The 26,638-nt window shown below is 63.5% G+C and carries 11 protein-coding genes and 2 pseudogenes; 10 read left to right on the plus strand and 3 right to left on the minus strand.

The annotated features are described in order from the left end of the window. Nucleotides 1-210: 210 nt before the first annotated feature. From ACQR0U_RS02175 to ACQR0U_RS02220, 10 genes and pseudogenes are all read left to right on the plus strand, one after another. Entirely contained in the window at nucleotides 211-5,850 is a 5,640-nt protein-coding gene (locus ACQR0U_RS02175) for a LysM peptidoglycan-binding domain-containing protein (protein WP_316166310.1), read from the plus strand. A gap of 702 nt (nucleotides 5,851-6,552) precedes the next feature. Beyond that, nucleotides 6,553-9,459, plus strand: a complete 2,907-nt coding sequence (locus ACQR0U_RS02180) for a helix-turn-helix transcriptional regulator (protein ID WP_434842517.1) — start codon at nucleotides 6,553-6,555, stop codon at nucleotides 9,457-9,459. A gap of 259 nt (nucleotides 9,460-9,718) precedes the next feature. Beyond that, nucleotides 9,719-10,432 (plus strand): GntR family transcriptional regulator, encoded by a 714-nt coding sequence (locus ACQR0U_RS02185; RefSeq protein WP_434842518.1) that lies wholly within the window; start codon nucleotides 9,719-9,721, stop codon nucleotides 10,430-10,432. Nucleotides 10,433-10,607: 175 nt separating this feature from the next. Next, on the plus strand, nucleotides 10,608-12,449 hold the full coding sequence (locus ACQR0U_RS02190) for an ATP-binding protein (RefSeq protein ID WP_434842519.1): 1,842 nt from the start codon (nucleotides 10,608-10,610) through the stop codon (nucleotides 12,447-12,449). An 18-nt stretch (nucleotides 12,450-12,467) separates the two neighbouring features. Continuing rightward, nucleotides 12,468-13,826 (plus strand): sigma-54-dependent transcriptional regulator, encoded by a 1,359-nt coding sequence (locus ACQR0U_RS02195; protein WP_315715081.1) that lies wholly within the window; start codon nucleotides 12,468-12,470, stop codon nucleotides 13,824-13,826. A gap of 283 nt (nucleotides 13,827-14,109) precedes the next feature. Then, the gene (locus ACQR0U_RS02200) at nucleotides 14,110-15,387 is read left to right on the plus strand and encodes an MFS transporter (RefSeq protein WP_316166460.1); all 1,278 of its coding nucleotides are present in this window, start codon (nucleotides 14,110-14,112) and stop codon (nucleotides 15,385-15,387) included. 12 nt (nucleotides 15,388-15,399) lie between these two features. Then, nucleotides 15,400-16,179, plus strand: coding sequence for a GntR family transcriptional regulator (locus ACQR0U_RS02205; protein WP_434842520.1), 780 nt, complete (start codon nucleotides 15,400-15,402; stop codon nucleotides 16,177-16,179). Nucleotides 16,180-16,481: 302 nt separating this feature from the next. After that, nucleotides 16,482-16,673, plus strand: a pseudogene (locus ACQR0U_RS02210) (conjugal transfer protein TraA); the annotation flags it as partial. A 67-nt stretch (nucleotides 16,674-16,740) separates the two neighbouring features. Next, nucleotides 16,741-16,839, plus strand: a pseudogene (locus ACQR0U_RS02215) (conjugal transfer protein TraD); the annotation flags it as partial. Beyond that, nucleotides 16,832-17,233 (plus strand): hypothetical protein, encoded by a 402-nt coding sequence (locus ACQR0U_RS02220; RefSeq protein ID WP_434842711.1) that lies wholly within the window; start codon nucleotides 16,832-16,834, stop codon nucleotides 17,231-17,233. The pseudogene ACQR0U_RS02215 and the gene ACQR0U_RS02220, both read left to right, overlap by 8 nt. A gap of 787 nt (nucleotides 17,234-18,020) precedes the next feature. Here ACQR0U_RS02220 and ACQR0U_RS02225 read toward each other — a convergent pair. From ACQR0U_RS02225 to ACQR0U_RS02235, 3 genes are read right to left on the minus strand one after another with little or no spacing between them, the layout of a single operon-like run. Then, nucleotides 18,021-19,568, minus strand: a complete 1,548-nt coding sequence (locus ACQR0U_RS02225) for a sensor domain-containing diguanylate cyclase (protein WP_316202436.1) — start codon at nucleotides 19,566-19,568, stop codon at nucleotides 18,021-18,023. Beyond that, nucleotides 19,568-24,859: a filamentous hemagglutinin N-terminal domain-containing protein gene (locus ACQR0U_RS02230; protein WP_434872078.1), complete on the minus strand. Its 5,292-nt coding sequence runs from the start codon at nucleotides 24,857-24,859 to the stop codon at nucleotides 19,568-19,570. Before ACQR0U_RS02230 ends, ACQR0U_RS02225 begins: the two co-directional genes overlap by 1 nt. Further along, complete coding sequence (locus ACQR0U_RS02235; RefSeq protein ID WP_434872079.1) at nucleotides 24,859-26,406, minus strand: ShlB/FhaC/HecB family hemolysin secretion/activation protein; 1,548 nt, start codon at nucleotides 26,404-26,406, stop codon at nucleotides 24,859-24,861. Before ACQR0U_RS02235 ends, ACQR0U_RS02230 begins: the two co-directional genes overlap by 1 nt. Nucleotides 26,407-26,638: the final 232 nt, after the last annotated feature.

The following is a 26,638-nucleotide window of genomic DNA, read 5'->3' on the forward strand; positions in this document are numbered from 1 at the left end:
CACCGAATGGGCTGCACGGCTGACGATATGCGCCGGCCAAAGCAGCACTGTCGCCATTGACGGGGAGACGCGCGAATGCGGATAGATGACGCAGGTGGTGGTTCGGTCGTCGCCAGCCCGCCGCCTCCTCCGCCTCCGCCGCCACCCCCGCCACCACCTCCTCCGCCGCCGCCACCTCCGCGGCCGAAGTCCACGGCGTCGTCTTCGGGCATGCTCGATCGCAATTCGACGCACAGCGTTGGATCGTCATCGACGGCACCTTTGCCGCTCTTTCAGCCCGCTCGGCCATTCATGGGTCCGGTTCTGCAACCGACGCCTGTGTTGTTTGGTCCCCCTGTTCCGCCGAAGGCGGTGGCCGCGTGTCCGGGGGTCCCCGCCCCGGCGTCGGCGGCGCCGGTCCCAGACGCCGTTTCGCAGGCAAAAGCGGTTCAGACAAAGGCGCAGACGACACTCGATGGTGATGCTGGAAAGCTGCATAAACTGCAGACCGAACTGAATGATGCACAGGGAACGAAGGCTCCGATCGGGTACGGTCGCGGCGCGGGCGCCGCGGCGGCTGCGCATCAAGCCCATATCAGCGATCTGAAGAAGCAGGTTGCGGCCGCTCAGCAGCAAGTCACCGCCGACCAGGCGGTGTTGAGTTCGGCCAAGAGCAATCTGAGTGCTGCACAACGCATCGACGCCGCCGCAGCGAACTACAAGCCGGCACCGCCGCCGGTCACCGTGAAAGATCCAGTCGCGCGGAAAGTTGCCCCGCTCGTCGACGCGGCCTCGGCCCAGGTTTCCGCGGGAAAGGCCAAGGTCACCGCCGATACGGCTGCTCTCGAGCAGACCAAATCGCAGCTCGGCCGTCTGGACACCGAGATGGACCGGGGGATCAGCGCCGGAACATTGCACCGTCTGTCGTTGCTGAATCAGCAGCAGGATGCGCAGCAACACAAGCTGGCGACGGACCAGCGCAAGCTTGATGCCGCGAGCGCCGACCTTGCGGCAGGGAAAAGCGTCGTCTACGGGCAGCAGGCCGCGGCGGACAAGAAAGAGCTCGAGAGCGCTTCCACAGCGCTGAAGAAAGCCGGTGTCACGATCGACCAGAACGAAAATCCGACCCAGGCGAATTTGACGCCATCGCAGCTGCGCGCCTATGACGACTTCACCGTGGCGCGGAGCAAGCTCAACGCCGATGTCGGCATGGTCGCGCAGGGCAAGGCCCAGCTCCAGTATTATGCTTCGAATTACGAGAAATACGGGACGGTTGCGAAGGATGCCCAGGATCGGGTGAACGACGCTCTGCATCCATTGGGGTACACCGTACGTGCAACGCGCGGCAGCGATCCGCAGCAGGCATCGCTCGATCTCAAGCTCGCGAACGGGAATGCTGATTACCAGAATGCAGGCTGGGCCGCGGCTCAGCACCGAGTGGCATTTGCGGCGGCAGCGCAGACCGATCTTGAGGCAGCGCAGGACTCCGATCTTGCCAAATTGTCCCCGCAAGCCCGGCAGACCGCTACCACGGCGAAGATCGACTACGATCAGGCAAGCGCCTATCAGAACAAAGTCGGGACCGACCTCGCCCTGATCAAGGGCCACCAGGCCGTCTCGGATGCGCAGGCCGCCTATATCAAGAATCCGACGGCCGCCACGGAGCTCAAGCTGAACCAAGCGCAGCATCAGTTGCGCGAGCTCTCGACAATGTCCGACATTGCGACGGCGGGCTTCAAGTCGGCAACCGGGCTTGCCTACGCCGACCGGCGCAATACGACATTGGCTAATCTGGAGCAGACCTATAGCCATGTTCCCTTGCCCTCAAACTCGCCGGTGTTGCAGCAGATAGCGCAGGCAAGAACTGATGCGGCATCGGCCGGCCTGATCACGAAAGAGCTGGCTGCAACGACCAACAGGCTGGTTCAGGATTATCGTGTCACACAGAGCGAGGCGGCGGTCGCGACCGCGCAGCAGTCCGCCAACACTGATTTGGTACAAGCTGGCAATGTACAGGCTGTAGGTTTCACCAAAGCGGGCAGCGCCCTGACGACGGCTCAGCAATCGCTTCAATATGCACAGCTTCAACAGAAGCTGGCTCAATATCAGCTGCTGGACTCTCAGTTTCGGCTGACGTTGCCGCAAAATCTACTCGATCCGCAAACGGCCGCTGACCAGAGCGCGCTCTCGCATGCGTACAATACATTCTTTGCGCAGCATCCGGGCGCCTTGAGCGATGGCGCGGTCGCTGAGCAGCTTGCGAGCCTCAAGGACGCGAACGCGCGAGTGGATATCGGTCAAGGGCTGCATGAGCTGCAGGATGCCATCGACAGGGAAGACAAAGCGCTCGGCAACCGCAGCCTTCTGCAGAAGGGCGGCGATTGGGTCGGGGGACTGTTCGGTGCCAACCGGTCTGAGCTCGAGTCGGATCTGCAGGACAAAAAAGAGGCGCTCACGGCCCTGCAGAAAAATCAGGGAGGGATGACTGCCCAGGAGGTCAATGCCCAGTATCTGAACATCATGGGTAATCTGGCCACCCAGAATGACCGGATGTTCGAGAACGAGCGCAAGACCGACGCCAATTGGTCGAGTGCACAGGAAGTCGTGCGCGACGTCGCGATCGCCGCGGCTGCGACCGCGGTTACGATGGCCACGGCCGGAGCCGGCGCGCCGGTCTTGGCCGCCCTCGCGGCGGGCACATTGGTGGGAACGGGAACGGCCGAAGCCATCGACACGGCCCAGAATGCAGCAACTGTGTTCGGTGGCGGCGACATTCACAGCAATTCTCACATCTCACTCGATGCGGCGCTGACCAACAACTTCTTCAAGGGTGGCGGCAGCTGGGATGAGGTGAAGCAGGCGGGCGTCGATGCGACCGTATCGGGCGTGCAGTCCCTGGGCGCAGCAGGCGGGGCGTTGACGGGCGGAGCGACGGAGGCCTTCATTACGCGCGGCCTCGACCAGGCCGCAAGCTCGGTCGTCTCGAAGCTGGCAACCGGATCAACGGTCATGGTCGCCAATCAGGGGGTCATGGGCCTCGGCAACGTCGCGGGGACCTATGTCGAGTCCCAGTATCAGCTCTCCGAGGGACGGCTCACGCAGGACGAAGCCAACGCGCAGATGAAGGATGCGTTCTCGGGATACTTCAAGAATGTCGCGATGGCCGGGGTGACTGGCGGTCTGACGAAGTTCGTCGACGGCAAGGTCGCCGTGCGGACCGCAAGCGCGGCACGGCCGAATGGCCTCGTGTCGAACCCGCTTTATCAGACAGCCTCCCAGCTGGGCGCGAACACCATGCTGACTGCGGGTCCCGGCCTCCTGTCAGGCAAGGCGCCGACCACGCAAGACTATCTGTCCATCGGACTCAATACAGTTTCCGGTGTGGCTTCTCATCACTATCAGCAGAGCAGATCCCGCACCGCGACCGAAGCGGGCCTTGCCGGACAGCCCGCTGCGCTCGACGCGGGAAGGAAGGTGTTTGACGCCTATCAAGGTCGGACGAGCGGCTCAGCGCCGAATGGCATCCGGCTGCAGGCCATGGATCCTGCCGATTTCGCCCGTGCATATCAAAAAGCCGGCGGCCAGCACGATCCGGCGGCCGTCGATGCTTTCAGCATCGCATCGGATCAGGGGCATCGCGTCTATGTGCGGACCGACAGATTGAGCCCGGACGTGGTCGCACACGAGGCCGTGCATGCACTGACCTCGGAATCGTTCAAGAAGCTCGCAAGCACCTTGGTCGTTGATTCAAGCCGGCCGCATTCGAACTTGAACGAAGGTGTGACCGAGTTTCTCGCCTCGCAGGTCGTGCCGCGCCGCGGCACATCGCCCTATGCGACGGAGGCAAAGATCGCGGAGGCCATTCGCGACCGGATGGGGGAGACCGACTTCCACAAGGCGGTTTTCGGAGGCGATCCAGCGGCACTCGCATCGTTCCGGCAGACCGCTTTGGGGTTGCAGGATACGCCAATCAGCCAAGATCACGCGGCCGATTGGGCTCTGGCCGCCTCGACGACACCTCAGGCGGGAGGCGGCGCCAAGCGCATCGCGAATCGATTGAGAGAATGGGTCGCTGCCGCTCCGCCCGCCGCAGCATCGGCAGCCGTTGCCGGCGAACTGGTGTTGGCCACGCATGGTGCGCCGGCATTGGGCGAGGCCATCGCTGATCTTAATCCAGTAGGTCGCGCGTTTTTCAACAGTCCCCTGGCGCATGCGCGGGTTAGGACGTGGCTCGGGTCGTCTCGTGAAGCGGCGGCTCGCGCCGTCGTCGCCTCGAGTTTCGGGACCAACGCCTCGATCAATTTCATGAAGGCTGCGAGTGGATGGCATACAGACAGGGCCGCCGCCATATCGGACGGTTTGCTCGGTCTTGGGCAGGCAGCTTTCGCCTTGCGCAATGGTGTGAGCTCCCAAGCGCTGATGCGCTCGCGCGGGACGAAAGTCGACGTTCTGCCAGGCGATACGATGGTCAGCATTGCCCAAAGGCTTGGCCTCATACCGCGCGACCTCACGCGAAGCAATCCTAGCGTTCAAGACATCAATCCGACAGTTACCGCTCTCAACAGTTCTGGTGCGACATGGGCCGAGATTGCGAAGCGCGAGGGGGTCGATGTCAAGACGCTCGTGGCGCTGAACCTGGATCGGCATGGATGGTCGATCCCCGCTCGGAAGGATTCCGCAGGCGCATCCGTTCCGGCAGTCGATGACGCACGCGTGCAAGCCGGTCAAAGCCCGCAGGAGTTTCTCGACAGCCACAGCACCTCGCTGCGATCGATCGCCAAGGCCAACGCCAAGAATGTAGCGCCCGCCGAGATCCTGGTTCCTCAGCGGCTTCGTCAGGTCACGAATGGCGTGACCTACGGGGAATTTGCAACCGATCAGGGACTCAGCCTGAAGCGGCTGTTGGAGGCGAACGGGCACCGTGGTTTGTCCATCCCACCACGACGGGTTTATGATGCAGCGAGCGGTGGCCGCGTGCTTCGCGGGGCAACGACCGATCGCTTGCAACCAGGCGAGTCACTGGAGAGTTTCGCTCGCAGGCATGGTGTCGGGATCAAGAAGCTGATCACGGCAAACAAGGACAGTCGTGCACCTTTGCGAATTGACGTTCCGGGCCAAGCCTCGTCGGCCAGCAACCCAACAGCCGTGACATGGGAACAGATCGCCAAAAAAACCGGTGTGCCTCTCCGACGTCTGTTGTCGATGAGCGGCCAGAATCTGCACGTTCCCGGGCAAAAGCAAGCCGTCGATCTCCAGCCGGGACAATCTCTGAGGGATCTCGCAAAGGAGCATGGCACAACAGTCAGAAAGATCGTGTCCGAGAACCGGACTTGGATCCCCCAGACTTACGAGCTTCCGCGGGCCGGGGCTTGGGTCGGTGACAAGCTCTCGGTCGACCGCGTCTACGATAATCGTGACGTCCAAGATCCGTCGAAGGGCAGGCTGACATGGGTGCAGGTGGCGCGGAGAACGGGGCGCACGACGAAAGAATTGATGAGCTACAATAAGGCCAGCTCTGCAAACAAGAAGGACTTGGCTCCTCCAACTGTAAATATTCCCACCAAGTCAAGTTGGGAAACATCAACCAAATCCGGAAAAGGCCTTCAATTTGTCGGCGCGATTGGGCTCGTTCCGGGCAATCTGGTAGCGGCTGATGTACACGCTCACGCGGGGAACTGGGCGCTCATTGGTCCCGATGTCGGTGTCGCTGTCGGGGTCGGCCTTGCTGCAACGCGTTCAGCGGTCGGGTCCGTTGCGAAGAGTGGTGCAGCAAAGAAATGGGCGAGGGCCCGTCCCCGCGACGCGTGGACCTCCGGACTTTCTTTCGGCGCCAAGGGTTTGATCAAGTACATCGAATCGTTCCGGCCCTAAGGAACGGTTCTGACATTCGGTTCAGTAGATCTGCGTGCCGGATGTCATGTGCCAAGCAGCACTCGTCACTGGTTTGCCGCGGCTCCGATGCGCGCAATCCGACGCTCCGAAATGATTCGCGCGTCGGGGTTCGGCACCAAGCCGCCGAACGCTGAAGGTGCGTTGTTGGACGATATGAAGGACCCGCGATCTCCTGAGGCCATCGCTATCTCCTGAGCCTGTATGCGAACGCATGGTTCTCTCCGGCGTTGCAGCAGATGCTTGGCCCATGTGTGCGTCGCCTCCGACGCCGAGTAGTCGAGAGCGGCGTCGCCGCGATTCCTCGATCGCCAGCTCGTTGGGCCAGGGGAATTTCGTCAAGAAAACGACTCAATGATGTTTCATGCTTCGGTTGAGTTTTGTAGTTGCACCTCATGATGGTTGTGTGTCTTTTAGGGCAAGCAATCATTGGCTGAACTGGCCATGGAGATCGTGATCGATCTGAGTCCTTCGGGTCTCGCCGGTCGCGATTGCGCGACAGTCTTCGCGAGATGAGTCCCATATGCGCAGCGCAACATTGATTTGACGCTTGGTATTATCGTGCCGAGCTGATATTTTCTCAAAGCAATCTTAAGTTGTCGGAGACGGTTGAATCGCACGGGCGGCAGTGCGTCGTGCCGCAGCCATGAAAGAGTATCGTGTAGGTTGGCCATTGGTTAGCGCATGAAGGATAGCGGTGTTCCGCTTATAGGAAGGGACCAGGAGTCGAACCGGCTTCGCGAGCTTCTCCCGAGCACGAATGGACGCGCTGTCGGCGCGGTCCTGATAGGAGAGGCTGGTATCGGCAAGAGCCGTCTGGTCGAGGCACTGGCCCTAACTGCGAAGCAGCGCGGTTTCTGTGTCGCGAGGGGGGCCGCCTACGAGATGGCCGAACCTCTGCCCTATGGATTGTTCGCCGACACGTTCTCCCAATGGGCTCGCGAGCAGCCGACACTCCTCAACCATGCTCGCAATGATATGATTCGGCCGCTGTCTCGCCTGGTGCCGGCGTTCGCGGCCGCTGCGGATCTTCCTGCTCTCAAAGGACTCTCCGGACCGGACGAGCGGTTTCGGCTGTTCGAATCCGCCGTTCATCTGCTTCATGCGGTTGCAGTCGAATCTCCACTGTTGCTCGTGCTGGAGGACTTGCACTGGGCCGATCGCGAATCCTGGTCGATGTTGCTGCATTGCTTACGCTCGACGCGATCTCTCCCCTTGCTAACCGTCATGACCCTCCGTCCCGACGAGACCGGTGGCGAGCCGCTGGAACTCAGTGCGATGGCGCGTGAGAGCGAACTTCACCGGATCGCGGTTCGGCCGCTCGAGCCTGCGGACACGATGCGCATGCTTGAGTCGTTGGCTGGCGAGCGGCTTCCCGCATCGCTTGCGACGGCAATTCATCGTGAGACTGGCGGCAATCCGTTCTATGTGCGCGAGCTCTTCAACCACCTCGTCGAGGAGGGAAGATTTCCGGGGCGCCAGGGCCAATGGCCCGCCGATCTCGTGACCAACGGTGTCGGCATCCCGGCCGGATTGCGTCCGCTGCTGTCGCGACGGTTCGCGCGGCTCTCGGGGCCGACCCTGGGGATGCTACGGATCGCTGCGATATTTCCGGAAGGCTTCGATCTCGGCCGATTGCAGCTTCTGATATCGGATTCCGAAGAGACGATTCTCGACCATATCGACGAGGCGATGAGGGCCGGGGTCCTCGTCGTGCGAGGTGATGGCTACGTCTTTGCGCATGCGTTGCTGCGGCGTGCCATGTACGACGAACTGAACCCCGACCGGCGAGCGATCTTGCATCGGCGCGCGGCGACGCGTCTCGCCGAGCTCGATGCCGATCCCGGAGAGATTGCACATCAGTATCACGCTTCACAGCGCATCGCGGGTGCCGAGATCGGCCGGGTCTTCGCACTGAAGGCAGCCGAGCGCGCGCGAGCGAACTATATCAGCGAGCACGAAGCTGCATTCCTTCGGATCGCTTGCGATCTCGCAGGCGATGCTGTCTCGGACGAGATGCTTCGTGATCTCGCGCTTGCCCAGGCCGCATCACTCGATGTCGAAGCCGCCGACGCGACGTCGCGCCTTCTGTTCGGCCGATGCTGGGAGCGGCAGCCATCATGGATCATGAGTTTCTTGGTGACGATTGCCCGCAGGCTGCGCGACGCCGGCGCTCCCACCGAGATGTGGCAGCCTCTGGTGGAGCGCGGACTGGAGGCCTGCGGTGCTCGCCGAGATTTGCACTGGGCCCGATTGGAGGTGCTCCGACAGCACTGGCGATGCCGATGGAATGACGGGACGTTTGAGACGATCTACCACGCGCCGGATCCGCGTGCGCTCGATCTCGTTCATCAGCTTGGAGACGAAGAGGACCGTGCCTCGGCGCTCGACCTGTATGCTCCTCGATCAATCGAACAGACAGAGCAGGTGCAACGTTGGGCCGCCGAATGGCAGAGTCCGGCGGCCATCATCCGGGCTCGAGAGGTCGTCACCCATGATTGGATCTATCGGCATGGACAACTCGCCATGGGGGTCGAAACTGCGCACGACCTGTTGCGGGATGCCAAGTGTTTCGGGTCGCTTCCTGGCCAGATCGAGGCCTTAACCTCTCTCGCGATTGCCGAGGCGAGCCTGGGCCATTTGACAAGCTCCGACGCGGCGCTGCGCGACGCGCGTGCGCTGGCTGTCCGACTGGGACCGTGGCACCGGTTGCATCTCGCCCTGGAGCTTTCCGCGGTCGCATGGCGGGCCTATTTGTATGGTGGCGACTGGCCGGCAATCGGCCGAATCGCTTCGCGTGCGCTGCAGATCGTCAAGGATCATCCGGTGCGCCTTGGACAGATCGTGCTCGGCTTCGCCGCTCTGACTGAAGCGTTCTTGCCTGGCGAAAACGAATATGACGTTCGCATCGAGGCGCTGCTCCGATCCTTGGAGAACACAAATTGCGACAGACAGCTGTCGGATGATGCACTTGGGCTCGGGGTCTGCGCCGCCTGGCAGCGTGAGGACGTCAAGCGCGCGCGCCGGTTCGAAGCGTTGGTCCGCGCTCCAAAACACGGAAGCACGATCGGTGCAGCCGGTGAATGCCGTGAATTCATCCTCGGACGCCTGGCGGCCCTTCAGGGTCACACGGTTGCGGCATGCGCACACTTCGCAAAGGCCCGCGGCGACCTTGAGCGGGCAGGCCAGGTCTGCCTCCGAGCGCTCGTCGATCTTGACGAGGCGATCGTGACGGGAACCTCAAGCGACAAGCCGTCCTCGCACGCGCTGCTGCAGCGGGGACGCGAGCAGTTCGTAGCACTCGGCATGCGAAGCTGGCAGGAGCGTGTCGATCGAGCACGGATAGAGGGAGTCGAAGTCGAGCCCCGCAACTTATGCGCGCGAGGCCCTGATGATCTTTCGCCACGAGAAATGGAGATCCTCAGCAAGCTCGCCGCCGGCAGCCGCTCCAAGGCCATTGCCGCGGAACTACGCCTCAGTGTGCCGACCGTCAATCGACACATTGCGAACATATATATGAAGATCGGCGTGAGCTCGCGCGCCGCTGCAACCGCTTACGCGATGAGACACCGTCTCAGCATGCTCCAGTGAACCAGTACACATTGATTGCATAGTTTTTATGATGGTGACGGCTGCAATGAGTGCGTAAGCTTACGGTGTGTAAAAAAATGACAGTCATGGGCGGACAACGAGTAGCAGGGCAAGGGTTCGACGTCGGGCGTCGCCGAACCCGTTCATGCGTGCTCGTCGGCGCGGTCGGAGCATTCCGGGAACAAGGCATACGCCTCTCCGGTGCTACGTCTGCGGCCGGCAAGTTGCGTCCGCCTAGGGTGGTTCAAGGGGACGTGGCATGCGTGATACAGACGGGGATATCAGCAAGGTAGACACCGCTTACACTAAGCTCAAGGACCTCGTCATCCACTATGATCTGGTCCCTGACAGCAAGGTCCGGGTGCTTCCGGGAGAGCATCTGCACATTGACGATCTGGCGGATCGCGTCAATGCGAGCGCAACGCCTGTGCGCCAAGCGCTGGAGCGCCTGCAAGGCGAGGGACTGATCGACAGCATCGCGAAGCGAGGCTTCTTTTCCAAGGTTCCGAACGCGTCCGAGCTGCAGGACCTGTATGAGTTTGCCCGGCTGGTTCTTGAGCACAATATCACGACGCCACTCGATCCGTCCTCGGTCGCGCGTCTCGGCCGGGGTTTGATGAAAGTGGAAGCCGTTGCAGTGGGTCACTCGGCAACGAAGTGTGTCAAACATCATGCGATGACCATCGAAGGCGTCTTCGAGCAGATCACGCAGCTGTCGCGAAACGAGCAGATGCTGAGAATGATGCGGAACTTCAATGATCGCAGCCGATATGTCCGATGCCTCTCGATCCTGCAAAGCCCGGATCAAGGCGCCCAGGTACGAGAATGTCTCGAGTTGATCGAATTGCTCCGTGATCAGGATCCGAAAGGTGCGTGTGCCAAATTGGAAACGCACATGTGTCGGATGATCGTCGATCTGCCGGAGCTCATCAGGGACGCCAGGTCACGCTGGACGATGGCTGCGGCCGTATAGATCTCATTCGACCGTAAAACGCCGCGGGGTACATCGACCTTCGACTCATAAGAGGGTCCAAGACTCCGGTTGCGGGTGAAGCTCTGGATCCGGCATGCGCGGGGAGAATTCGCGAGGTGACCGAAGCGTAGGTCAGGTCCATCATTCGAGCCCTGGCGTGAGCGGGAGTGCATCAATGTCGGCGTTTTTTTCGAGCCGACTGGAACTGCCGCGTGAGCTCTCAAGGGCTTGGCCGGTTATCGCGGCCATTGCCATCCTGGCAATCGTGGCAGTCGCGCTGCTGTCCTACCGATTGGCCCTGAGCGCTGGGCTCGCGCAGATGAGCCGCGATTCCGATGATCGGCTCACGTTGATCGGCAGCACGTTCGATGCAACCGTTGCCCGCTTCCGATATCTGCCCACGGTTCTTTCACTCGCCGACCCGGTGCGCCGGCTGTTCCGGACACCGGGCGACGGGGCAGTCGTCGAAGCAGCCAACCGCTATCTCAAGTCGCTAAATCAGGCCGCGGGATCGGCCGAGCTCTACGTACTGGACACGGCAGGGGTGGCGCTGGCAGCAAGCAATTATGATGGAGCAAAGAGCTTCGTCGGGCATGCGTACGACTTTCGCCCCTATTTCCAGAGCGCAATCCGTGACGGGGAAGGGCAGCTCTATGCCGTCGGGGTGACGACCGGCCTGCCTGGTTACTTCTTGTCGCAACGGATCACGGAAGGCGAGCTTACGATCGGGGTCGCCGTCGTGAAGATCGATTTGACGCCGCTGGAAGCCGATTGGGTCAGGGCCGGTGATCTGGTGGCCATGGAAGATGAAGGAGGCGTGGTGATCCTGGCCAGCCGCGCGCGGTGGAAATATCACCCGCTGCGAACGCTGCCCTCGAGCGCGGTCGCGCGTCTGAACAAGTCCCGGCAGTTCGGCGACACGATCGAAAATGCCCCGATCCTGCGTTCGTCGGCGGCATCAGGTAACGTATCGGTCGGACTGGGCGACGACAATGACATCCACGAATATGCGCTGCGTGCGCGGCATCTGCCGGCGCATGGGTGGCAGCTCCTGATCTTCTCGGATATCGGAGACGCGCGCCGGCATGCAATGACGGTCGCCGCCACAGCCGGTTTTGCCGTTCTCACAGTACAGCTGCTCGGACTTGTAGCCTATCAATGGCGGCAATCGATGAAAGCCAAGGGCGAAGCGAACGAGCTGCTGGAACGAAGTGTTGCGGAGCGCACGATGGAGCTTCGCGAAGCCAATCGTCAGCTGACGAGTGAAGTCCTGGAACGGACGCGCACCGAACAGGAGTTGCGACAAACCCACGAGAGCCTGGTGCAGAGTGCGAAGCTTGCCAGTCTTGGACAGGCGCTGGCGGGGGTGGCGCATGAAATCAACCAGCCACTCGCGGCACTCACCACTTATATCGCAAGCAGCCGAGTCTTGTTGCAACGCAACGAGATCGAACGAACGGCCTTGAACCTCGACTTGATGTCATCCATAGCCGAGCGAATGATGGCATTGATCGGTCACTTGCGCATGTTCGCGCGCAAGGAGACCGGGGCAACCAGCAGAGTCGATGTCGGTGTGACACTTGGCAATGCGATGCGGCTTCTGCAGTACCGGATCAGAAATGAAGGTATCGAGGTTGTCCTGGACTTGCCCGCGGAGCCGGCTCACGTCGAAGCGAACCCGATCCGTCTCGAGCAGGTCTTCGTCAACCTGCTCTCCAACGCGGTCCAGTCGATGCGGGACCGCCCGCGCCGAGTTCTCAGCGTTTGCATCCGGCGTGCGGAGAGCACGGTTACGATCGAGGTCGCAGACACCGGGAGCGGAATCTCGGCGGATCACATGAAGTCGCTGTTCGATCCGTTCTTCACCACCAAGGAAATCGGTGAAGGGCTCGGCCTCGGTCTTTCAATCAGCTATGGAATCGTGAGGGAGCTCGGAGGCACGATTTCGGTTGAGAGTGAACTGCAAATCGGAAGCCGGTTTTGGGTGACCCTGCCGGCGCCGTCCGCGCCGGCCTAGATCTATCGGGGTATGTGGATGAGCAAATCGATTCTTGTCGTCGACGACGAGGAGATCGTTCGCAGCTCGATCAGACAATGGCTGGAGCTGGGCGGCTTCGACGTGCGCACCGCCCGAAATGCGGACGAGGCGCTGTCGATGCTTCAGGCCGAGCTGCCCGACGTGGTACTGACCGACTTCCGGATGCCGCATCGATCCGGCATCGAACTGATGCGCGACGTGCAGCGCATCGATCCCGACATTCCGGTCATACTGCTGACTGCTCACGGCGACGTTGCACTCGCGGTAGCGGCCATGCGCGAGGGCGTCTACGACTTTTTGCAGAAACCTGCCAACCCGGATCATATGTCTGCCGTGCTGGCACGGGCGGCAGAACAATCAGGATTGAAGCGTCAACTCAGGCAACTCACGAGCCGGCTCGGCGCCGAAGGTGAGCTGGAGCGACGTCTCCTCGGGACATCGCCCGCGATGGCCACGCTGCGAAAGTCCGTTGGCGAGCTCGCCGAGCACGACAGGGATGTGATCCTCTTCGGCGAGAGCGGCACGGGAAAGGAGGTCGTCGCTCGCGCACTGCACGACCTTGGTCCGCGGGCACGAGCTCCTTTCGTTGCGGTGAATTGCGCGGCCGTCCCCGCCGAGCTGTTCGAGAGCGAGTTGCTGGGTCACGAGGCGGGAGCGTTCACCGGCGCACGCGGGGCTCGCATCGGGAAGTTCGAACATGCCAGCGGCGGAACCCTCCTGCTCGATGAAATTGAAAGCATGCCACACGCGTTTCAGGTCAAGATCCTGCGCGTTCTCCAGGAGCGCGTGGTCGAGCGGGTGGGATCGAACCGGCTGATCCCGATCGACGTCCGTGTGATCGCCGCCGCGAAGGCCGATCTCGCGGCCGACAGCCGCAGCGGCCGCTTTCGTGCCGATCTCTACTTCCGCCTGGCCGCGGCGGAGATCCGTCTGCCGCCGCTGCGCGAACGGGGCAACGACGTGCTGCTGCTATTCCAGCATTTCGCCGCGGAAGCCGCCCGGCGCAGCGGCCGTGACTTGACCCCACTCGGAGCCGAGGATTTCGATGCGCTGCTGACCCATGACTGGCCAGGCAACGTTCGGGAATTGAAGAACGTGGCTGAACGCTACGCGCTCGGCCTGGCCGCAACGGGTCGCCGCGTCGCGGAAATTCTGCGGCGGGCCGAGGGAGCGGGCGCAAGACGCTCGCTCTCCGAGCGTGTCGCAGCTTATGAGCGCATGCTGATCGAGGCGTCTTTGCTGGAGCACAACTGGTCGGTTGTGGCGGTTATGGAAAGTCTCGGCGTGCCACGGCGGACGCTCAACGAAAAAATGGCAAGGTACGGCTTGCTGCGACCCAGCCGAACCTCCTGCTAGGCACGAGGCGGATTCCCGCTCACACGCCGACGCGGATCGGCGGAATTCCGCTGAGCGCCGCGAGCCCGTTTCACGCGGGGCGCAATGCAACCATCTGAAATGGCTTTGTTTGCCGGCGCGGTCGGCGGCCGCGGCCGGCTGGCACGCGGGTTGCTCAGGCATGAGCACGATTGGCCTTAGAGCCTAAGAAAACGTGCACTCGGAGGACGCCATGAATTTTGAGCGAGCTATCAACCCCACCTTCGTTGCGGCCGCCGATGAAGCACGCCGTGACGGCCCTAGGATGGGTAGCCGCTTGCGCGCGATCTTCGTGGGCTCGATCGGAAATCTGGTGGAATGGTATGACTTCTACGCCTATGCTGCGTTTGCGTTGTATTTCGCCAAATCGTTCTTTCCTGAGGGCGACGAGGTGGTGCAGCAGTTGAACGCCGCGCTGCTGTTTGCCGCCGGCTTTCTTGTCCGCCCGCTCGGAGGCTGGCTATTCGGCCATTTTGCCGATCATCATGGCCGCCGCAATGCCCTGACCTTGTCGGTCTTGATGATGTGCTTCGGCTCTCTGATCATCGCCGTGACGCCCACCTATGCGTCGATCGGCTTTGCGGCGCCGGTCCTGCTCGGTTTCGCGCGAATCGTGCAGGGAATCAGCCTTGGCGGTGAATATGGCGCCAGCGCAACTTACCTGAGCGAGGTCGCGGACGAAAAGAACCGCGGATTCTATTCCAGCTTCCAGTATGTGACTTTGATTGGCGGCCAGCTCTGCGCGATCGTCGTTCTCCTGGTCTTGCAGAAGGTGCTTCTGACGGAGGAGCAGCTTCGGGGATGGGGCTGGCGTATTCCGTTCGTGATCGGCGCGCTGCTGGCCGTCGTGGCCGCCGTCATGCGCCGCAATCTGCACGAAACGGATGTATTCACCCGCGCGAAGTCGGCAAGACAGGGGAGTTCGCTGCGTGCGCTGGGTCACTTCCGACGTGAAGTCCTGCTCGTTGTTGGACTAACCATGGGCGGGACTGCGGCCTTCTACACCTATACCACCTACATGCAGAAATACCTGAAGCTCTCCGTCAAGCTGACCGATGATCAAACGACCATGGTCACCGCCTGTAGCCTTATCTTCGCGATGGCGCTGCAGCCGCTCTATGGCGCCCTTTCCGATCGCATCGGACGCAAATGGCTGTTGATCGGGTTCGGACTGGGCGGAACCCTGTTCACGATTCCGCTTCTGAACACGCTGCAGGGAGTCCACGATCCGTTCACCGCATTCCTCCTGATCGCGGCGGCGTGGCTGATCGTATCCGGCTATACCTCGATCAATGCGGTGGTCAAAGCCGAGCTTTTCCCAACTGCAATTCGAGCAACGGGCGTAGCACTGCCATATGCGTTGACCGTTTCGATCTTCGGCGGCACGGCAGAGTCGATCGCGCTTTGGTTCAAGTCGATCGGTCACGAAAGCTGGTTCTATTTCTACCTCACCGGCTGCATTGCGACCTCTCTTGTCGTCTATCTCGCCATGCGCGACACCCGGCGGCACTCGGCGATCGATCGTGAGCAGAAAGCGAGATGAGCGGCGCGTCGCATGAGCGCGCGACGCGCCGCGCAGCCTTCGGCTCAAGCCCGCCGGATCAGCAATCCTCGCGCAGCAGGTATCGATATGGACAGCGAATTCAATCGAGTCGATGTTGCCTACGCCCGAATCAAGGAATTGGTCACACATTACGAGTTGACGTCGGAGTCGAAGATCATTTTGCCAGGCGAGCACCTGCGCATCGACGAGCTTGCTGACTACGTCAGGGCGAGCGCGACACCGGTGAGACAAGCTCTCGAGCGTCTTCATGGCGAGGGGCTGATTGATATCGTTCCGAAGCGAGGCTTCTTCTCGAGGGTCCCGGACGCAGCGGAGCTGCAGGACCTCTATGAGTTTGCTCGGCTGGTACTCGCGTATAATCTCAGGAAGGCTTTGGAGTCGTCGTCGGCCGTACGCTTTGGCCGAAGCGCGATGAGAGTGGCGGCGCTTCTGCCCGCGAATTCGGCAAGGAATCGCGCCAAGCATTATGCTGCCGCCATCGAGGGTGTGTTCGAGCAGATCGCGCAGATATCGAGGAACGAGGAGATGCTGCGAATGATAAAAAACTTCAACGACCGCAGCCGGTATATTCGATGCCTCGTCATCTCCCAAGACGCCGATCCGGACTCCGAGCTCCGTGACTGTCTTGATATCGCGGACGGCGTCCGCAGCCAGAACGCCGCGCGCGCGTGCGCGCGCCTGGAAGCCCACATGCACCGAACGATCGCAAATTTGCCAGAATTGATACGGGAGGCCAGATCGCGCTGGGCCATTGCCGCCGCTGCAGGCTGAACCATCCCACCTGGTGGTCTCGCGCTCACGGCGCCCGCGAAGTTCGACGGTCGATCGTTGCCATCGATCGAGCTGGTGGGTCGTTTGCGTTCGTGTGGACCGGCAAACTGGTCTTTAGCTGCAGTCTCGTGCCGACCTAACTCGACGTTTGCGGACGTGTGCAGCCGACCGCAAGGAGCCGCTCCTGATGGTTGCGCTCGAGCCGTTCACGGTCGACGAGCAGCGGCCGCGGTTTGAGGGCTACCTCAGCATCCCGGGCATCCAGGCCCTGGAGCGCTATGAGGAAGTGGAGCTAAGCCGGTATTGATGAACTACAAAAGATCCGCCGGGTATTCGAGGAGGTGCGGCCTTATGGCTCGCTCGATGCCGAAGCCGCCTACAAGAACGCTGAGCTTGCCCGCGAAGCGGCTGGCAGCCGGGTCAACCGCGCCAGCCGCGCGCTCCAGCTCGAGACCGAACTGCGCATCGATTCGGGCCGCCGCGCCGACCGCTTCGCTGGCGGCTCTCGGGCGCAACCGGGCGGCGCGCAATCGTCAACAGGCAGCAAGGGTGCGGCATGATATGCGGCAGGTCGTGCGCCGCAAGCGCACGCGGCATCTCATTGAACTCGGCGGCCTCGTCGTCAAGGCTCGTGTCGTGGACTTGACCGGCGATGATCGCGGACCGATCGCCGCTCGGGATCATCGCGGCCGTGCCGGTCATGGATGGTCAGAACAGGGTCGAGAGCGCGCGCATCCTGACGATGAACGCAAAGGCGCGCGAGATCCTGCGGCAGGACCCATCACGTTTTCAGATTCACACCATCGGCGAACTGATCCGACATACCAGCAATCCGCTGGGCTGGACGGTCGTCAAGACCGTGCAGGATGGCCAGGCAACGCGGATCGACTATCACAGCCCGGACGGTGAGCTGTTCTCGATGGTGATCGAATATGTCGCCCAGATCGTCCTGATCTCCCTGGCGGAGCTGAACCGGTCGGAACAGCCGGAGATTGAACAGCAGCCGGAGGTGAGGACAGCAACCCGCTTCGCACGGATGACCGGGCTGAGCTGAGATCGGCAAGTCGTCTGCGCGCCGCCTCGCGCAGACGATGCTCAGGAGCCGTCCGCCGATCTCGGGATGGTCCAGGCGCTCCAGGGCCGCCCCAACGCCGTTGGGACGGTGTTTCTAGAATCTGTCCTGGCCACCGTAACTTGGTGCCGTTCAATGTTGACCAACGACCCTGTAACGCCATCTTACAAGAACTCCACCCGAACTAACTACGTCGACTCCTTCGACCGAGAGTCGTTGTGGCAAGCGCGGCGTAGGCTTGCACGGAGCTCTCCGGCGCAAGGGTCCTTCAGTCGAGGCAACCTCAGTCCGCCTTACGACGAAGCTTGCGCTGCAGTTCTCGCTCATGCTCGCATATTCTTCGGCGACCCCGCCGCGCCTGCTTGGTGCGCTCGGGATGTGAAAGTAGTATCGGGACGGGAACGTTATCCCGGAACGTCCTAATCCATGACGGGCCCGGCTCTTTGAGAACCAGCGCTTTGATCTGAACGATCATCGGTCACTGCTCGTCGTGCAACATCCAAGACGACCTTGATTTCGCAAATCGGGTCGTTGAGGTGTCGACCATGCCGACCCGCTGCGTCGGCGTTTCGCCGAGCGTCACCACCATCAAGGGTACCGATGAGCGCAGCATGGCCCACGACCTACGAACCGGCGATCGCGAGGGCTTGCGTATCAGCCATTGCTGGCATTCCGTCGTCCGGCGAGCCCGCTGGCCGAGCGCTGCGACGGCGTCCGCCCCGATACGGTAGGGCATCTAAGGCCGACCGCCTGCGTCGTTCGTTAGGGATCACAGCGCCAACCGGCCCGGGAAGCCGCTCTCGCACGACGTGGGCGCCGCATCCTTAGTGCGTTCCACGACCACGCGATTTCGGCCCGCCGTCTTGGCTGCGTAAAGCGCCTTGTCTGCGCGGTTGACCAGATCGAGGAGCTTGTCGCGCGGATCGTCGAGAGGCGCGAGCCCGATGCTGACGGTCACGCGTTCGCTGCCCGGCAGCCAAGTCCCGACGTTCGACACCGACCGTCTCACCTGCTCGGCCACGTGTTCGGCCGAGGTCTTGCTCAGGCCGATCAGCGCGACGCAAAACTCTTCACCGCCGTAGCGGCCGACCAGATGCGGCCCGCCGCAGAATGTCTGCAACTGGTCGGAGAGCCCGACCAGCACCTTGTCGCCGAAGGCATGGCCGAACCGATCGTTGATCCGCTTGAAGTGGTCGGCGTCGACCATCATGAAGACGAACGGACGCCGAGTGCGGATTGCTTCGGTCAGCAGTGCTTCCGCCTGTTCGAAAAAGGTGCGACGGTTGAGACAGCCGGTCAGAGGGTCGCGCGAGGCAAGATATTGCAACTCGAGATTCTGATCGGAGATATGCCGCTGTGCCTTGCGCAGCTCCTCGACCGAGGCGCTCAGCCGCATATTGGTTTCATGCAAGGCCGTCACGTCGGTGAACGTGACGATGGCGCCGCGTGCCGTCCCGCTGCCGTCGAGGATGCGCGTCGCGTTGACGACGAGCCGGTGCATGCCGCCGCCGGCATCGCGAATGCTCAGCTCCGCGCCGAGCACCGGATGCTCATGTTCCAGGGCGACACGCCACGGCAGATCGCTTGGCGCAACCGGAGCCGCCACCGACGAAAGCCACGGCAATCCGCTGGCCGGAGAGCCGAGCTCAAGTTCGCCACCGGTCAGAACGTTGTGTTTGAAAGCCCGGTTTGCGAGCAGCACGCGCTCGTCGTCGTCAATGATCAGCACGCCCTCAGCGAGGGTATCGAACGCCGCCTCGATCCGCTTCGGAATCGTGCGACTCGGATCGAGCTCGCGCAGGGCGCGGCCAAGCACCAGGTAGAAGCCGGCAAAGCCCGTAACCGCCATGAATCCCACGAACGCGAACAGGGCCGGCCCCAGATCGAGCGGGTTCGCTCCGCTGGTGAGCGGCCTGAAGGCGATCTCGATCCGACCGGCAGGCGTGTCATCATTGAACAGCGGCACCTGGATATGCGTCGCGGTCGACTTGCCGTCGGGCAGCTCGCGCCAGTGGGTCAGGTGGCGATCGGATCCGGCGAGGATATTGCCATGCGCGTCGCGGATGGCAATGGAGAGGATGGCTGGGCTGCGGCTGACCACGACGTCGATCGTGTCCTTGATCGCGGCCGTGTCATTGCGGCTGGCGAGGACGGCGAGTTGCACCGCCATCGCGGTTGCGGTGACGCCGCGCTGCTCCAGCTCGGCTCTCTCCTCGTTTGGCAGCAAGCCAAGCGAGGCGGCGACGAGAATTAAGCTGACGGTCAAGGATACCAGACCGAGGCTGAGCTGGAGTTTGGGGGACAGCCATCGCTTCATCACGTGATGTCCGCGAGCGATCGACCGGCTCCCTGGCCGCCCTCGAACATCGCATCAACCTTGGATGTGGCGCGGGTCCTTTCCGTCCTCCGCGGCCGCAGCACCACCATCAAAGGATCGAAGCCGCGCCACAGCGGGGCCGAGGCCAGGAACGCGGCGAGCAGCGTCCCGCCGCGCAGCAGCCAAGCGATGAAGCCGACGGTCAGGACCGAGCTTGCGGCCGCAATGGTGAATTCGGCGGCCCTCAATGACCTCGCGGCGGAGCGGGCCACACGCGAAATTTCCTCGGCAATGGTGGTCGCGAGCGCTTCGCGATTGAGGCGCGACAGCGCAAGATCGACCATGCTTCGGGCTGGCGCAGGCGCGATCGTGGTGGGCGGCGCGGATAAGATCGGTGGCTCGGGGGCAGCTTGGGCGGGTTGGCTCGGCGGCGGCACGGGTGCGGCGGCCGGCGGAGCCGCAGCGGCATGCTCGGCTGCGGACTTTGCCGGGCCGGCTGCAGGGCCTTGGCCTGCCGAACCCTGGGAAGCGCTCGAGGCAGAGGCCGCACCGCCCAAGCCGCCATGGCCACGTCCAGCACCGCCGCTGGTCCTTCCATTGTTCACTGACTCAGCTGCGGCTCCAAAGCCGTTCAAGACGCCGGAATCGGGCGTGGAGGACGGCGAGGGGGGAATCAGAGCGGGCGTCGATGGGGCCGGAATGAGATCCGTGTTCGCGGACGATGAGCCATTGCCGGCCGTCCCGGGCGCGGCAGCCGCAAACAGGTAACGATTGCCCGGCGCACTCACGCTCCCCGGCGGCACCGACTGGTAGGTCGCGTTCCAGATCGCAGGATTGCCGCTGTCCAATCCGCCGAAACTGTCGGCGCCGGGTGCGGCCGAATAGATCAGCCAGCGGCCGGACGTCGCGCTCACCGCGCCGCTGCCGGCATTGTTGATGAAGGCACGAGCTGCCGATAGGACCGGGCTTGCGGCGACCACCGCGCTGCCGCTTGCGATCGTCAGGTCGCCGGCCGAGAGGATCGTCGCGTTGGCGCTGGCGCTGATTCCGCTGATCCCCTGTACCGCACCGATGGTCAAACTCTGTGCGTTGTTGAAGGTGAGCGCGCCGATGCCGCTGGCGGCAAGCGTGCCGACAGTGTTGTTGGCGCCAAGCACGTAGCTCGTTCCGCCCGACAGCCGCAGCGCCGTAGCAGCGATGGCACCGCCGATCTGGCTCACCGCACCAGTGTCACTGATCACCACCGGCGCCGCGCCTGAGGTGATCGTGGCGCCGAGCCGGTCGCCGCCGCGACCGTCGAGGATGAGGGTGCCGGTGCCGTTGTTGGTGATCGCAACCCCGGCTGCAGACGTGTCGATTCCGACAGCCGAGGCGGACGAGGTGCTGCCTGCAAGGGTGACCGCGCCCGAGTTGGCCGTAATGGCGTTGCTACCGCTGGCGACGAGGCCGGATCCGGTGCTGCTCGTCCCCCTCAGCTGCAGGTCGCCTGAGGTCGTGAGCGTGCTGCCTTGATCGATCGTCACTCCGGCCCCGCTGGTGCTCGTGCCGGCGAACGTCACGGCGGTTCCGCTCAGATTGTCGATCGTGGTGCTGCCCCGCAAATAGATGCCGTTGCCGCTGGTCGAGCTGCCTGAGATCGACGTGGTGCCGGAGGAGGTCACATTGGCGTTGACCGCGACGCCGCTTCCGCCGCTACTCGTTCCGCTGATCGACACAAGCCCCGAGCCGCTGGTGGCGAGCGTCCCGCGCAGTTGCAGGCCATCAGCGGACACCGAAGTGCCTTGCAGGATCAAAGCGCCGCTCGCCGCGGTCAGCGTGTTGCCTCCGTTGGCGACCATGCCGACATTGCTGTTCGAGGTGCCGGTCAGCGTCACACTTCCCGTTGCGGTGAAGCTGGCGAGCGATGCCAACACGCCATAACCCGTGCTCGACGTTCCAGCCAGCGACATGGTGCCAGATGTAGTTACAGCAGAGAAATTCCGGAACTGGAGTCCGTAGCCGGACGGATTGAATCCCGAAATGGCCAGCGTGCCAGCGCCGGAATTGCTGATGGCGTCGGTGCCGGCAAAGAGCACGCCGGCGCTCCCGCTGTTCGTCGGCCCCGTGTCGTTGGAGGTTCCAGTGATGGTCAGCGATCCGCTGCCCGAGTTACTGACCGTCGCACCGGAGAAGTAAGTGCCGACCGTCGAGCCCGACCCGCTCGTGGCGGTGGAGATGCCGCTGACGGCGACGTTCCCGCCCGTTACGGCGAGGCTCGAGGCTGATCCAAAGCTGACGCCGTCGCTCGCCGTCGAGATGCCCGCGAACGATACGTTGCCGGACACAGTGTTCGTCCCGGTGAAGTTCACGCCAAAGCCGCTGTTTGACGTGCCCGAGAACGTCGCCGTGCCGGTCCCCTGGTTATCGATGGTCGTGGCGCCCTGGAAGAAGACGCCGCTGCCGGAGGTCGAGCTGCCTGCAAAGCTCGGCGTGCCGTTCAGAATCGTGACGATGTTGCTGCCTTTGAACGACAGGCCTTCACCGCTTCCCGACGACCCGTTCAGTGAGACGGAGCCCAGGGTGGTCAGATTGCTGCCGGTATTGAAGCGGATGCCACGACTGGCGCTGGGTGTGCTGCCGATCAGCTGGAATGTGCCGGTCCCCGCGTTGGTCAGCGCCAAGGTGCCGTTGCCCTGATCCCAGACGCCATTCGAACCCGTCGAGGAGCCGCTCAGCGTGAGATTGCCCGAGTTGCTGGTGATCGCGGAGCCGTTCAGGTACAGGCCGTAGGAGGTGCCGGTGTCGGTGCCGGAGATCGAGATGTTGCCCGACGTCGTCAGGTCGGAATTGATGGCCGCGCCAAATCCCCCTCCCGCGCCCGCAGCCGAACTGCCTGAGATCGAAAGAGCTCCCGTCCCGGAATTGGTCAGCGTTGTTGGTGTGGCGGTAAAGAAGACGCCGATGCCGGTGGTACTGGCTCCGCTGACGGTAAGGTTTCCGGCAGTGTCGGTGACGAGGTTCGAGCCTTGGAATTCGACACCGTTGGAGGTGATCGATGTGCCGGTGAGCGTGACCGTGCCCGACGTGGTCAGGCCCACGCCTGAGTTAAATGCGATGCCCTGGGATCCGGATGAGGTCGTGACCGTGCCGTTCAGCGCGAGCGTGCCGCCACCAGAGTTGGTGAAGGTGTTGTTGCCACTGTTGATCCAGAATCCGACGTTGGATGACGTCGTCCCGCTCAGGGTCAGACCGCCGGAATGATCGGTGATGGTGTTGTTGCCCAGCAGATAGACGCCGACACTGCTGTTCGACGTTCCGGTGATGCTGACTGCGCCGGCGGTATCCAGACTCGCACCGGCCTGCAACACGAACGCCGGCAACGTGGGGCTGCTTCCGCTGATGCTCAACGTGCCGCCGCCGGTGTTGGTGATGGCGTTCGATCCGGCGAATACGACCCCGTTGCCGGAGGCCGAGGTGCCCGTGAGCGTCAGAGCGCCGACGTTGAGGGTGCTATTGGCCAGCCAGACAGCCGCGTTGCTCCCCGCCTGAACTGCGGACCCGGTCAGCGCGCCGCCATTCGTGTCGATGGTTGCGCCGTTGATAACGAGCGAGCCCGAGCTTCCGGACGCAGCCAGATTGACGTTGAGGGCTCCGCCGGTGGCCGTGATGCTGCTGCTGACATTCACGTCGCGGCCGGCCGACACCGAGAATGTCCCGCCGCCGCTGGTGCTGATGCCCGCATTGACGTTGACGTCACGCGCGGCGTTCAACGTCAGCGAGTGGCCGCTGGCCCAGGTCACTGCGTTCGCCACGGTGATGTCGCCGCTCTGTGACCCGCCGCTTCCGGTGTCGACGGTGACATTTGCCGTCGCCAGCGCGCCTTGCAGCGTGGCGACCGACAGCACCGAGCTGTTGCCGGTCGGCGAGTAGGTGTTGCCGCTGCTCGACATGTTGCTATCGGCCGCGGTCGAGATGGTCACGTCATAGGGGTCGAGCAGCAGCGTGCCGGTCTTGCCGCCCGTGGCGGTCAGGTCGACACTGCCGCGGAAGTCCAGCAGGCCGTGGCTCGAGACCTCGGCGCCGCCGCCATTGCCGCCATCAGCGCCGGTCGCAACGACGCTGCCGCGGAAGTCGGTCGTCTGCTCCGACCACAGCACGACCTTGCCGCCATCGCCGGCACTGCCTTTCGCCGAGATGGTCGCGCCCTGCGCGACCGAAGTGGTCTCGGCCGTCGGCACGTCATCGGCGACCAGCTTCGCGGACGGATCCCGGCCGCCGCGCATATCGCCGCCGATCAGCACTTTGCCGCCGCTCTTGCCGTCGGCGCTCACCTTCGCGGTCGCGGTCAGCGCAACCTTCTTCCCGGTCACCACGATGGTGCCGCCGGCATTGCTGCGGCCGCCATTGGCCGCAAGCCGTCCTGATATGGTCACCGCGCCGCTTCCGCCGCCGAGCACGATGCGGCCGGAGCGGCCCGACAGCGAGCGGGCGCTGAGCACGCCGGACACGTTGACCACGTCGCGCACGGCCTGCTGGGCCGTCGCCGCCTTGATCTCGATCGCGCCGCCCGCCGCCTTGATCCTGCCGGCGATGTCGATGATCGCCTTGCCATCGGCGGTGGTGGACTTGGTGGGAAGCGCGACCTGCAGGAAGCCGTCGCCTGTCGGATTGAGCGTGATCGCCTCTCCGGCGCCGAGCCCGACGCGGCCGAGCGGCACGGTGATCGTGCCGCTGTTGGACACGGTCCCGCCGATCAGCCCGACAAATGCACCGCTCGCGCCGGAAATCGCGCCGGCATTGCTGACGGCGGCCGAAGCGCCCTTGCCGGTGAAGATCAGGCGGCCGGCGTTGAAATCGGCATTGCCGATGTCGAGCGTCGAGGCCACGAAGCCGCCGCCAACCTGCACCGACCCAGTTGGCGTGATTGCGATGCCGTTGGGATTGACCAGGAACACCTGCCCGTTTGCGCTGACCTGGCCGGCAATGGTCGAGGTCGTCGTCCCCGTGACCCGGTTGAGGATGGCTGCGCTCGAGTTCGGCTGGACGAAGTTGACGCTGTTTCCGGCACTGACAGAGAAGCTGTTCCAGTCGACGATCGCCCTGGAGGATGTCTGGTTGATCGTGAGGGTATTGCCCGCCGGCGCGCCGATCGTGGCCTGACCTGACACGACGCTGCCGCCCTGCGGCAGACCGGCCTGCGCCAGCGCGCGCGATGATATGGCGAGCAGAGAGGTGCAGCCGAGCAAGAGGGCAGCGCGTCTGCGCCATCCGCTCGCCGCTCGCGCGTTTCGTGCGTGGTCGAACGCGCGCATCAGAAGCTCACCGTGCCCAGGAAATTGGCCCGCCAGCCCTGCCGCACGCCGCTGACGTCGGTGAAGCCGCGCGCGATCTCGACTGCAAGGCTCGCATCGGCGGAGCTGCCGGGAATGCTGACGCTGCTGCGGACGCCGGTCCCCACGGCTCCCGCGTTGAGGGCGGCTTGTTCGACGGCCGAGGGACTCGCGATCCAGCCCCGGCCGCCGGCTGCAAACAGATAGGGCGATGCGGCGGCCCCCGTGCCGAACGCATTGAACACGAACGGGTAGGCCAGCTCTCCGCGCAAGGTGAAGCCCTCATCGGCATTCAACGTGCCGGACGCGAAGGCAGACAGCGCGTCGCTTCCGTCGAGCGACAGCTGCTCGGAGCGCAGCATGGCCTTGCCGCCGGTGATCTGGCTGGTGCCGATGACATCGAAGCGGAAGCCGGCGGGCAAAGGTTGCGACAGGCGCGCGGTGGCCGCAAGCTTGACGAAGTCGGGCGTCGCGCCGATCCGCGACAACGGCACGCGCGAGGTGATCGCGTCCTCGGCATTGCGTCCGCCGAGCCCCTTCGAGAGCTGCGCTCCGAGCTGCAGCCCTGCCTGCGACGGCAACGTCGTGGCGTAGTCGATGCCGCCGCGAAGCACGCGGTAATGATCGTGGCTGAGCGCCACCCCGAAATCCGGCGCCGAGATCTGCTGCTCGACATCCTCGACGGCGAGGTTGGCGTAGAGCGACGCCTTTCGCGACAGCCCGATCGGCCCGCGCAGGCGTAGCGCGAACCGGTCGAAGCTGCCGAGCGAAGCGGGGGCGCCGGGCGTCTGCTTCGTGACCGTCCGCGAATGCGTGTATTCCGGATTGACCGTGATGCCGTCCGCTCCGATCGGCACGACGGCCCCGCCGCCGTAGAGCGAGACCGGCGCGTCGCCTGCCGAGGCCGCACGCAAATCCGTGCTGAGTCCGGCCGTGCCGTAGATCTGCTCGCCAGCGCCGAGCGCGCTGTTGAGCGCCAGCGTGCCGCGCAGCTGCCAAGTGCCGAGCGAACGCGACAGGCGATCGTCGGCTCCGGCCGAGCCCGAGATCAGCCGATGCTCGCCCTCGAGCACGAGCCGTACCCCGCCTTCGCGCGTGCCGCGCACCAGGGTGCTGCGCAGCCTCAAGCCGGGAACGTCGCCCGCGATCAGCAGCGCACGCTCGATCTGTTCGGTCGTGAGATGCGGCCGCCCCAGGAGCAAGTTGGTCCGGCCGGCGACCACGTTTCGCACGCGCTCAGGAAGCGTATTGACGTCGATCGCTTCGATGAAGCCGTCGATGACAACAAGGCGAAGTGTCCCGCCGTCGACCAGCTGTTGCGGCGGCACGCTGACCCGCACCAGCGGATAGCCGGCGCGCGAATAGAGGCCTTCGAGGTTGGTCGCGAGCGCATAGATCTGGGCAACGCTGACACGTTGGCCCTTGACGCGAGCGATCAGGGGGTCGGTGAGCGTGCGAAGCTCGGGAAACGCGCCATCGAGCTGCGCCTCGCCGACCACGACGGCCATGGCTGCGTTGCCGGGCGGCACGGCCGTTTCCAACGGCCCCGGTAGTCGCAACGGCTGCTCGCCCGCCGGGAATTGAGGTCGCAGGCTCGGCGGAGTCACCTGACTGGGAGCTGCGATCTGGGATAGCGCGGACGAGGAGTACATCAGCGCCCCGATACTGGCTGCGGCACATAGAAGGGGGCTGACAGGCTTCGCCATATGCCGCTTCGACTCATGTCACTCCGCGAGCCAACGGTGTTGTCCGAGGCGCGCG

The organism is Bradyrhizobium sp. HKCCYLRH3097 (assembly GCF_051167875.1).
Lineage (GTDB): Bacteria > Pseudomonadota > Alphaproteobacteria > Rhizobiales > Xanthobacteraceae > Bradyrhizobium.